Consider the following 8,015-nt stretch of genomic DNA (forward strand, 5'->3'; position numbering starts at 1 on the left):
CGTCTCGCCGTTGGGATGGGAACACATCAATCTAACCGGGGAATATCGCTGGCCCAAATCCTTAGCGTAGGATTCCGCCCCCTCCCGCAAACGCCCCCTTGCTGGCGCGGATCCGATGGCTAGCCCGCAATTCTGAGGCCATCATCGTCCCGGAGCGAACCTCGGCTGCCTTGCGGTGGCTGGGATGGCGGCGTCCACTGGTGCATTTCCGCCACGGCGCCGGTGATCGCGCGCCATCTTCCGAAGCGAGGCTGAAAGCCTTCGACGCCATTTTCGTGCCCGGACAGAAGGACATCGAGCGAGCCGTCGCGCAGGGCCTGGACCGGAAGCGGCTCTCGGCCATTGGCTATGTGAAGATGGACTATCTGCAGGCATTGCCAGCTGGGCCACGATTGTTCGATAATCATCGCCCGACCGTCTTGTACAATCCCCATTTCGATCCCGCGCTATCTTCGATCGGCATCGCTCGCGATGTCATCGCCCGCTTCCGCGAACAGGAGCGATATAACCTAGTCTTCGCTCCCCACGTCCGCGCGTTCGAGAACCTGGATCGGGCAGCACGGGCGCAATGGCTTGAACTTGCCGTGCCGGGGCACATCGCCGTCGATCTGGATTCTCCCCGGCTCTTCGACATGACCTATTCGAGGTCGGCCGACCTCTATCTGGGCGACATGTCGAGCCAGCTTTACGAATTTATCGCCACGCCTCGACCGGTCGCTTTCATCAATGCCCATGACGTAAGCTGGCAGGACGATCCACGCTATGCCGGTTGGCATCTGGGAGAGGTCGCATCAGGTGCCGACGATGTTCTCGCCGCAGTCGATCGGGCGTTCGAACGGCATTCCGGCATGATCCAGAGGCAGACAGAGGCGGTGGCGTTCGCGTTCGGCCGTTACGATGGCGCGATCAAACGGGCTTCACACTTACTGCTCCACACCCTGAAAGCGCTCTGAACAAGCGTTAGCGTACGTTTTTGTCCATCCTCTCACCGCCCCCCGGGAAGGGCAACCGGTCGAACCAGCGGCCCTCTTCGACGGGGCCGACTGTGGAGCCGTCCGGGTCGTCCGGAGCAACGTCAGAAAGGGCATATATAGGTGAACCATACATGTTCACGCCCTCGGCACGAGCCAGCATGAGGGCCGCGTCGATGCTGCGTCGCACGCCAAGCTTGCGCCTCGCGCGAGCCAGACGCTGCTCGACGGCGAAGGTGCTTTTGCCGAGCGCGCGAGCAACTTCCTTCACCTCCGAACGGGCGAGAAACGCACGAAGCGTCTCGCGCTCGACCTCAGTGAGCAATTCGATTAGCTCGGATTCCTCCTGCATATTCGGACCCCTCTCACCACTCCCTTGCGTGTCGGCTCCGGGTCGCATGACTGACCTTTGAGCGCGCGCTGGCGAGACGGTTGACCAGAGCATTCCCGGGGTGGCGGCAGAAGCGCCATGTTGGGGGCTCCGTTATGGTCCCGCACCTAACTTTCGTTTGCGTGATTCGGCTTTAGCTTGGCAGAGCCAGTTGGGCCTGTCGGTCTGTTGTCCCTGCGCGCGTTGGCCGCTCAGCGGAAAGCGACATATGGCGGAAGCGTTTGAAGACAAGACCGCCGCCGCTGCTCGGGAGAACCTTGGAAACAAGAGCGGGAGTCGTGGAGGGAATCAAGACACCCGGCCGCGTGGTCGCATGGCGAAGGGGCATTGCTGGACGACGGTGGCGCTGAGGCGGCATCGGTTGGGCATGCATGATGATTCTCTCCGGTTGCGAGAGGCATTTATCGTCGCATGGCCGGGCAGCGTGACGGCCTGCAACTCAATCTGGTTCAATGATGCTACCGCTTCTCAGTTCGAAATAGCAAGTCAGCCGAGGTCGCTGTGGAGAAAAATCGTGAAGGGTCGATTATGGACGCTAAGCAGTCGTGTTCGTGACCCCCGCTTGCGGCTGCTGGGAGAAAAGCAAATGGGCGGGCGCCCTGGTCTTAATCGTGCTATTGATATGTCTTGCATATCTTCGCGTGTTCGCAGCCGCGGAATCCCGCGGTCGATGTGATATGAGCGGGCTAAACAGAAAGAAGCTTCAATCGGTCGCTCAGCTATTCTCGCTGATGCAATAGAAGTAAATGTGGGTTACACCATATGAGCTTCGCGCCAGCGAAGTGGTGCGAAAGCGAAGTGGGGCGCACGAGCTGTTCCGCGCGCCACCAACGCGGAGTTCCGCCCGAAGCGAGCTTGCCACGCCCATGTGCTGCTTCGCGTATCGGGCGGCAGCGGCGGTGTCGAAGCAAATTAGGTTCAGATCGGTGCGGAGGGCTTCCGGTCGGCTCGCCTGCGTGTGCTGGCGGACCGTTCAGTTAGGGGCGCCCGTTCGCGCCGGCTGACGCCCGCTTTTGGTCGAAACCTCAATCTCGTGTGCGGTATGGGGGCTCAGTGCAGCAGGGTGCTGTCGATATCTGGCGCGAAGGTGGTTGAGCTTGAAATTGTGAGCAGCCGTTCGGGGCTGAGGGCGGATCAGTTTGTGCTGCTCGCCAGTCGGTTTGATCGAATCCAATCCATCATGGCGGCGCCTTCGAGTTCGGACAGAGGAACCAAAGGCTCGCCGAGCTTGTAGAGCGCCTCTTGGACATCCTTGCCGGCTTGGCGTTCGCCGAGGCTGTCGAGCGTGATCAGAATCGTCCGCAACAGCGCGCGCAGTTCTTCGTTGCGGGACGATGCCTCGGTCGTACCTTCGCCTTTCAGAAGGGCCACCGCCTGGCGCAGATAGGGAACTGCGCGCAGCGCCTCCACTTCGCACAGCTGGTCGATCGCATCGCTGGTCAGTGCGATCGCGTTGGCCACATTCTTTTGACGGTCCGCCATATCAGCTCCTGCATAGCCGGCGACGCACCCGCTGGATGCGTCGTCGCCCGAAACCGGGTGTTGGAAACCTAGAGTAAGCTAGGCGCGAACGCCTTTAGCCGGGCGGCCTGGACATGCGCGTCCGCCACCCGGTCGTAACGACCGGCTCTTACTCTTCGGGGTTTCCACGCCCCGACCCGCGTCTCCGCAGGTCTTGAACGCTTACTGGAATGTTCCGTTCAGTTGCAAGCGCCTGCAGGCGAGCGTCGCACGCTGTGCCGGAATATCTCAGCGATTTGAAGCCGGTTTCCGGGGATAACCTGTTCGGGGCCGGTTACGCTGGCGGCGCCGGCGCCAGCCGCCGGTGCGGCCGTGTACCGATCTGCCAGTTCATCGGGCAAGAAGGTGGGCGCGAGCGTCCGCGGCCGCAGCGTCCGCGGCCGCGAGGGATGCCTCACGGTTGAAGGGAGGTGGGCTTAGGTCAGAGGCACGCGCGCCGGCGGGTGCTCAAAGCGCAGCCTTGCGGTCTCCGTGAAGCGCGCGGAGCTCGTTCTTCCTGACCTTGCCCGTAGCGGTTTTGGGAAGCGCGTCCGTGAATTCGAAACGGTCCGGGACTTTGAAGCCCGCTATCCTGCGCTTGAGATGGTCGATCAGCTCGCTGCTCTTTGCGTCTCGGCTTCCGAGGTCGGTCACGTCGATATCCGCTACGACCAGAATGGCGATTGGCCGTTCGCCCCATTTTTCGTCGGGAACCCCGATAACGGCCACATCGACGACATCTGGGTGGGCCGAAAGAGCGTGTTCGATCTCGATGGTCGAGATGTTCTCGCCCCCGGATATGATGACGTCCTTGGCGCGGTCCATGATCTTGATGTAGCCGTCCGGTTGCATCACCCCGAGGTCACCGGATCGGAACCAGCCGCCGGCAAAGGCTATTTCGGTCGCTTCGTCATCCTGGTAATAGCCCTTCATCACCAGGTTGCCGCGCATCACCACCTCGCCGATCTCGGTGCCGTCCCTGGCAACGTCGACGAGGCTGCCGGACTTGTCGGGAAAAGCTCGCACGACGCGGATCGTGTCTCCCGTCACCATCGCGACGCCCTGGCGGGCGAGGAGCGTGGCTTGCTCTTCGATCGGCAGCGCTTGCCATTCCGGCTTCGCCTCGCCCACGGCGAACGGGCCATAGGTTTCGGTCAGCCCATAGATGTGCGAAATCCTGCCTCCGATCGCCGCAACCTTGGCGATCATCGCCGGGCTGGGCGGAGCGCCACCGCATATGATAGTGAGCGGACCCGCCAGTCCGTGGGCTTCGGACGCGGACACGAGCGTGTCGACGACCGTCGGCGCCCCGGCCATGCAGTTGATGCCCTGCTTGTCGATCAGGTCCCACATCACCGGCCCGCGCACGGCGCGAAGGCAATATTGGGTGGCGGCCACAGCGGCGAGCGCCCAAGGCTTGCACCATCCATTGCAGTGGAACATCGGTAGCGACCAGAGATAGCGCGTCTCGTAGGTGAGTCCATGATGGAGGACGACGCCAAGGGCTGCGAGGTAGGCGCCGCGGTGCGTGTACATGACGCCTTTCGGCCGGCCGGTTGTCCCCGAGGTGTAATTGATCGAGATGACGCGCTCCTCATCGTCGATCTCCCACGGCAGATCTTCCGATCGGCCCGTCGTCAGAAAATCGGCCATGGTGATTGCGCCATCGAGGGCAACCGTTTGTCCGGAGGCATCGGGGGAGACGACGATTTCCCGCACTGTCTCGAGCCTGGTCTCGGCGAGGAGCCGCGACAGGAGATCCGCTTCCGAGACCAATATCGCCGCACCGGAATGGTCGCAGATATAGCCGACCTCTGCGGGCGAAAGCCGCGTGTTGATCGCGACGAGGACCGCGCCGATGAGCGGAACCGCATAATGGGCGACCAGTAACTCAAGCGAATTGGTCGTTAGAAACGCGATCCTGTCGCCCGGTCCGATATGCCGGGCTTTGAGGGCGTTGGCGAACTCGCTCGCGAGCGCGGCGAATGCCCTGTAGGTGAGTATCCTCTCGCCGTCGACGACGGCGACCTTGTCCGGGTGTACCTCGGCGGCGCGCGCGAGGAAGCGAAGTGGGCTGAGCGGCAGGTCGAGGCCGCTGCGCGCGCGGTTCGACGCGATCACGGTTCGACCGTGTCCGGAACGGCGGCGAGATGATGCTGCAGGAAGCGCCCGGCCGCAGCATAGATCTGGTCGGTCTTGTCGGTCAGGGCGGATAGGGTCATCGAGGCATGGATCAGGCCGTCGATCCGCACTTGCTCGACGGTGACGCCGGCCTGCCGCAGCTGCTCGGCAAAGGCCTCGCCCTCGTCTCGCAGCGCGTCATATTCCATCGTAACGACTAGCGTCGGGGGAAGACCCGCGAGTGAGCTTGCCCTTGCCGGGCTGGCGAGCCGGGCCAGGGTCGGATCGGGCAAATATTGGCGCCACATCCAGTCGACCGCTTTGGCGGTGATCAGATAGCCATCGCCATATTCGGTTCGCGACGCGGTGTCGGCGTCCGGATCGATTGCGGGATAGAGCAGGATTTGCGCGGCAAGGGCAGGGCCGCCCGCATCCCTGGCGCGAAGCGCGGTTGTGGCTGCCAGCGTGCCGCCGCCGCTTTCGCCGGCAACGGCGAGGCGGGTCGGATCGCCGCCATATTCGTTGCAGTGAGCCTGCACCCATTGGAGTGCGGCGAAGGCGTCGTCGGGCGCGGCCGGGAACGGGTTCTCGGGAGCGAGGCGATAGGCGGCCGAGATCACGAGCGCACCCGTCGCGTTGGCGAGCGAGCGACAGGGACCATCGAGGAGATCGATGTCACCCGCCATCCAGCCGCCGCCGTGCAGGAAGAGGATGACCGGGAGTGTCTTGTCCAGGATCGGCCGGAAGATCCTGATTGGAAGAGGGCCGGCCGCTCCGGGATAGGTCGTCGTCTCGACCGATGCGATGTCCTCCGGCGGGCGCTGGAACTGGACGAGCGAGCCGATTATCTCACGGGCTTCGACCACGCTCGACTGTTCAACGGGCTTTCCGCCCGCGCTTGCGGCCGCAGCAAGAAACTGGGCAATTCCATCATCGACAGGCATTGGACTCTCCAGGCAGAGGCGGGCTTCAGGATGCGATTGCGGTCTGGGCGAGGTGCTCCAGCGTGAAGCCGCGATATCCGTCGGCTGCAATGTCATCGCAGATCTTCCGGTAGGTCGGCGCGCCGCCGACATAGATCATGCAGACCTGCGGTTTGCCCGGCACGTTGGCGCCGGTGTACCAGGACTTGGCGTCAGAGAAGAGCGTGTGATTGGCGACGTCCTGGACATGGGCGCCCCACCAGGCGACCGCCTCGGGCGAGGGGTCGACGACATCATAGCCATGCTCACCCATGAACTTGATGAGGCCGCCGGCGTAGTCGACATGATCTTCGATCGCGAGCGGGTTGTTGTAGAGCGCAACAGCGCTTTGCGGCCCGGTGATCATGAACAGGTTCGGGAAACCGTCGGATGCGATCCCGAGATAGGTATGCGGACCGTCCTGCCAGCGCTCCTTGAGCGTGAGGCCGTTGCGGCCGACGATGCCCATGTTGAGAAGCGGACCGGTCATCGCATCGAAGCCGGTTGCGAGCACGATCGCGTCGAACTCCAGGTCGCCATCCTTGGTGCGAATGCCCTTCTCGTAGAAGGAGTCGATCGGATTGGAGCGCAGGTCGACGAGATCGACATTGGGCCGATTGAAGGTGTCGTAATAGCCGGTTTCCAACGCGGGTCGCTTGGTGCCGTATGCGTGGTCGGTGGGCGTCAGCAATTGTGCGAGCTTGGGGTCTGCGACGCGGCTGCTGATCTGGGCGCGGATATAGTCCGAGGCTGCGGCGTTTGCCGCCGGGTCGACCAGAAGATCCTGGAAGGACGAGAGCAGCATCCGGAAGCCGCCATCGTCCCAGCAGCGCTGATAGACTTCGCGGCGCTCGTCTTCCGAAACGCCGAAAGTCGCGGGCAGGGCGTCAGGATAGGGGACGCCGCTGAAGTTCTTGCGCGAGGCGACCCGCAGCTCGGTATAGCGCTTGCGCACCTCGGCGAGTTCATCATCCGACATCGGCGCGTTGCGCAGCGGTGCCGCGAAGTTGGCGGTGCGCTGGAAAACGGTAAGGTGGTCGGCCTGTTCGGCGATGAGCGGGATCGCCTGGATGCCGCTCGAGCCGGTGCCGATTACGGCCACGCGTTTGCCCGAGAAATCGACGCCCTCGTGCGGCCAGCGCCCGGTCATGTAGATCTCGCCGCCAAACTTGTCGGCGCCCGGGAATTCGCCTTCCTTGGGAAGCGAGAGGTTGCCGGCGCCGGAAATCACGAAGCGGGCGGTATGGGTCTGACCGCGGTCGGTCGTCACCTGCCAGAGCGCCGCATCCTCGTCCCAGACCATCGAGACCACGCGGGTGTCGAAGGCGAAGCTGCGTTTGACGTCGAAGCGTTCGGCGACATATTCGAGATAGGCCAGAATTTCCGATTGCGGGGCGAACCGCTCCTTCCAGACCCACTCCTGCTGGACTTCCTCGGAGAAGGAGTAGGAATAATAGATGCTCTCGAAGTCGCATCGCGCGCCGGGATAACGATTCCAGTACCAGGTGCCGCCAACGCCTGAGCCCGCCTCGAACGCCTGGACCGTCAGGCCGAGCTCGTTGCGGAACTTGTGGACGGCGTAGATCCCGGAAAAGCCGCCGCCGACGATGATGACATCGCTGTGGGCCGATGAAGCTGGTGGTGTTTGGGAGTTGGGCATATTCGCTCCTTTCAGATGGAGGGCGCACCGGGTCACACGCGGGATCGCGCTCGATCTCCGCGGCGGGGCCGGGGTTGATAAAAGGTTGCCGGGACGCTGCGCTGGCAGCGTCAGGCTATGGGGCTTACCGCCTGTGGGGGCAGCCGATCGACCAGGCGCACCGGTTCGGTGCTGGAGCATGTCCAAGGAAATTGCAGCAGCTCAAGATCCGTCTCCTATTCGTCTCGATCCATGGATCGCCGTTTTCGGCCGGCGTCCTTCTGGAAAGGCGCGACTCATTTCTTTGAACTGAAGATTGTCTCAGCGTGGCGGGGTTGTCAACGCCGGTCGGATTCCAGGCCAGCGTGGCGGAGTAAAAGCAGGCCATTGCTGATGCTGGACAACGATATGAAGAGGGCCCCGATCGGGGC

Annotated in this window: 6 protein-coding genes; 1 reads left to right on the forward strand and 5 read right to left on the reverse strand. The window is 63.0% G+C overall.

The window, feature by feature from the left end:
* Positions 1 to 200: 200 nt before the first annotated feature.
* Positions 201 to 953 carry a hypothetical protein gene (locus ASE22_RS07290; RefSeq protein WP_056356816.1) on the forward strand — a complete coding sequence of 251 codons (753 nt, stop codon included), beginning with the start codon at positions 201 to 203 and terminating at the stop codon, positions 951 to 953.
* Between the two features lie 7 nt (positions 954 to 960).
* Here the strand turns inward: ASE22_RS07290 and ASE22_RS07295 are convergent, their stop codons facing one another.
* From ASE22_RS07295 to ASE22_RS07315, 5 genes are all read right to left on the reverse strand, one after another.
* Entirely contained in the window at positions 961 to 1,323 is a 363-nt protein-coding gene (locus ASE22_RS07295; RefSeq protein ID WP_056550009.1) for a LuxR C-terminal-related transcriptional regulator, read from the reverse strand.
* A gap of 1,173 nt (positions 1,324 to 2,496) precedes the next feature.
* A complete protein-coding gene (locus tag ASE22_RS07300; RefSeq protein ID WP_056356821.1) occupies positions 2,497 to 2,844 on the reverse strand; it encodes a hypothetical protein in 348 nt (115 codons plus the stop codon).
* Between the two features lie 486 nt (positions 2,845 to 3,330).
* On the reverse strand, positions 3,331 to 4,983 hold the full coding sequence (locus ASE22_RS07305) for an AMP-binding protein (protein ID WP_056356825.1): 1,653 nt from the start codon (positions 4,981 to 4,983) through the stop codon (positions 3,331 to 3,333).
* Positions 4,980 to 5,849 (reverse strand): alpha/beta hydrolase, encoded by an 870-nt coding sequence (locus ASE22_RS07310; RefSeq protein WP_056601431.1) that lies wholly within the window; start codon positions 5,847 to 5,849, stop codon positions 4,980 to 4,982. Before ASE22_RS07310 ends, ASE22_RS07305 begins: the two co-directional genes overlap by 4 nt.
* A gap of 103 nt (positions 5,850 to 5,952) precedes the next feature.
* Positions 5,953 to 7,605 carry a flavin-containing monooxygenase gene (locus tag ASE22_RS07315; protein WP_056356830.1) on the reverse strand — a complete coding sequence of 551 codons (1,653 nt, stop codon included), beginning with the start codon at positions 7,603 to 7,605 and terminating at the stop codon, positions 5,953 to 5,955.
* Between the last annotated feature and the right edge of the window lie 410 nt (positions 7,606 to 8,015).

It is taken from the genome of Sphingomonas sp. Root720 (assembly GCF_001428605.1).
Taxonomy (GTDB): domain Bacteria; phylum Pseudomonadota; class Alphaproteobacteria; order Sphingomonadales; family Sphingomonadaceae; genus Rhizorhabdus.